This window comes from Pollutimonas nitritireducens (genome assembly GCF_002849615.1).
GTDB classification, from domain to species: Bacteria; Pseudomonadota; Gammaproteobacteria; order Burkholderiales; family Burkholderiaceae_B; genus Pollutimonas; species Pollutimonas nitritireducens.
In genome coordinates, this window is sequence record NZ_PDNV01000029.1 from 1 (window position 1) to 2,810 (window position 2,810).

General features: G+C 55.3%; 3 protein-coding genes. 2 read left to right on the top strand and 1 reads right to left on the bottom strand.

All coding sequences use genetic code 11. The annotated features are described in order from the left end of the window. The first annotated feature begins 57 nt into the window (after positions 1–57). Both CR155_RS20520 and CR155_RS20525 read left to right on the top strand, forming a co-directional pair. Positions 58–1,044 (top strand): acyclic terpene utilization AtuA family protein, encoded by a 987-nt coding sequence (locus tag CR155_RS20520; RefSeq protein WP_102071912.1) that lies wholly within the window; start codon positions 58–60, stop codon positions 1,042–1,044. Between the two features lie 25 nt (positions 1,045–1,069). Then, complete coding sequence (locus CR155_RS20525; RefSeq protein ID WP_102071913.1) at positions 1,070–2,056, top strand: Bug family tripartite tricarboxylate transporter substrate binding protein; 987 nt, start codon at positions 1,070–1,072, stop codon at positions 2,054–2,056. A gap of 438 nt (positions 2,057–2,494) precedes the next feature. Here CR155_RS20525 and CR155_RS21430 read toward each other — a convergent pair whose 3' ends face one another. Next, positions 2,495–2,692, bottom strand: coding sequence for an SDR family oxidoreductase (locus CR155_RS21430; RefSeq protein ID WP_369406190.1), 198 nt, complete (start codon positions 2,690–2,692; stop codon positions 2,495–2,497). Between the last annotated feature and the right edge of the window lie 118 nt (positions 2,693–2,810).

A 2,810-nucleotide genomic window follows, 5' to 3' on the forward strand; every position in this document is an offset into this window, starting at 1 on the left:
TTAGGTGGCATCATTTTCCTGACGATTTGCTCTTTGAGCTCAGGGCTATAGGCGGACATGAAAACACTCCAACCGCCCCCTCATCTATTAGGTTCAAGTGACCGGACATCTATTGTGACAGAGGGGGCCTACCTAGGGTGCGAAGGCATCGTCCGCGCGCTAAACGAGGGGGCAGACATTGTGCTCACTACTCGCGTCGCCGATGCGTGCCTATATCTCGGACCGCTGGCACATGAGTTCGGCTGGTCTTTGGACGATCACGAAAAAATGGCCCGTGGGATGATTATTGGTCACCTCATGGAGTGCGGAGCACAGGTGTGCGGCGGATACTTCGCCGACCCTGGCTACAAGGACGTACCTGGGCTGGAGAGTTTGGGTCATCCCATAGCAGAGGTTACCGAACACCGCATCATTCTGAGCAAACTCTCCGGAACCGGGGGACTGCTTTGCCCCGCCACCTGCAAGGAGCAATTGCTCTATGAGGTGGGTGATCCATCAACCTACCTCGGACCAGATTGCATAACCGACCTGTCTCGCGTCAGCTTTACGCAGGTCCTACCGGACCAAGTCGAGGTCCACATTCAGTCTCCAGCTGGCTCGCCACGGCCGCCGACCCTCAAGGCACTCGTCGGACTTCGTGAGGGTTATATGACTGAAGAGATGGTGATATTTGCTGGACCCGGAGCACTGGACCGCGCCCGTGCCACACAGTCCATCCTCGAGCACCGCTTTCAGGAAGTCGCCCTGGATGCACAGCAAATTCGCTTTGATTATTTGGGGCTCAATGCTGTACACCGGGAGGCGAGTCCGCCTCTAAACGGGCACGAGCCTTACGAGGTCATTCTGCGAGTCGCCGTTAAAACCCGAGACCGCAAAGACGCCGAGAAGCTGCAAAAGGAAATCGATCCGCTAGCCGTCAACGGTGTCTACGGCACAGGAAAGTGGGCCACCAGCGCCAGCGGCTCCCGGATTCGCAGTGTAATCGGACTGAATTCGTGCCTCGTGGCGCGAGAGCACGCGCCAATCACTCTGACCTACTACTGATAGAACATTATAAAAAGAGGTAGATATGAAATCGATCATCTATAGCCTATTGCAAGTCTCTCTGCTTTCCGGCGTCACATGTTGTGTGGCATATGCTGGGGAAGTTGACTCATGGCCGAGCAAGAGGGCCATTACCATGGTGTTGCCAGCTGGCGCTGGCGGGTCATCTGACCCGATTGCCCGTTTACTAGCCTCAGAAATGGCTAAGTCACTTTCACAATCGATCATCGTCCAAAATCGCCCTGGTGCCGGTGGCAATGTAGGAATGGCGCAAGCGGCGAAGGCCGCGCCAGATGGGTACAACATTGTTATATCTTGGACCGGACCGCTCGCCACTAATCTGGCGCTGTATAAGGACGTGGGCTATGATCCAAGACAAGACTTCGCTCCCATTGGCATGATCGGCTGCACTCCCAACGTGTTGGCTGTTAGCCCGAACCTTGGACCGAAAAATCTGGCCGAGTTCGAGGACTATGCGAAGAATAAGAAGGACAAAGTAAGCTACGGCACGACAGGCGCGGGCAGCTCTTGGCATATAGCTGGAGAAATGCTCAATCGTGACATCGACAACAGTCTGATGCACGTTCCGTACCAAACACCTAGTGCTGCGCTGACCGATCTACTGGGTGGCCGCCTGGACGCTATTTTCCCCGTCATTCCCATGACCGTATCCCATGTCAAAGCGGGCAAGCTGTCAGTTCTGGCGGTGTTCTCCAAAGAGCGCTCAAGCGTACTACCCGAGGTGCCTACGGCGGTGGAGCAAGGAAGGGCAGATTTAATTAGCGACACGTGCTTCGCCGTGCTCGCTCCAGCTGGCACCCACACAACGATTATCAATGAGCTAAACAAGGTCCTCAACGCCGCGCTTTCTGACTCGTCAACTCGCAGTAAGCTTGAAGCCATGGGGATGCAGATGCGCTCAGGTAGTCCGGCGGAACTTGCGAGTTATCTCGAAACGGAGATACCGCGTCAGGCCGAACTCGTGGCTGCATCGGGAGCAAAGCCGCAATAAATCCGGTCCGAACCCGACTGACAAGCGTTAACGCCTGTGTACTTTCTCGCTATAAGCTGGCCGACCCGATGGCCGAGATGCCGGAAGGGCTGCCCTTCTTTGAACAATTGGACGACATGTCGCATGGCGGGCGCTAACGACAGTAACCACATGATCCACTGACTTCGGCGAGCAACTCCGGCTTGCAATCCAAATCAGTTGTATCTGTGAGTCTTTCCTTTTCTCGCAAGTCCATCTGCGAACCGACGCTTTGAGGGTTCTTTTTACCGGTGATGCCGATCGTGCCGCGGTTCGCACGGTGCTCGCCTAGCCAACGCGGGGCGACTACTAAAGCTCTACCAGAGGTACTGCACTAGTAACCAGCCAGCCCACGCAAACTGCGGCGCGGCATCGTTGGCCGAGTATCGTAAGTAAGTTGCAGCAAGACGCACGGTCGACTCAAGTCATGAAGATGCCGCCGTTGGCGTCAATGCAGGCACCATTAATGTAGCTAGCCTTATCGCCGGCGAGGAATAAGATCAACTCTCCGATTTCGTGTGCTTCTCCGAAGCGTCCGGCCGGAATCATCTTTAGCGTCTGAGAAAGCAAGTCGGGGTGGGTAGCACTGGCCATATCCGTAGCGATACGGTAAGCGATCCACTAAGCACAGGGTTTTCAGGCAGCGAGGTCCATGGCAACCTGTTGAATGTCTAAATTCCAAGGAAGTAGTGCCTCGATGTCTTCAACTGTTTTAGCAGCCGGCAACCGTTCCAGC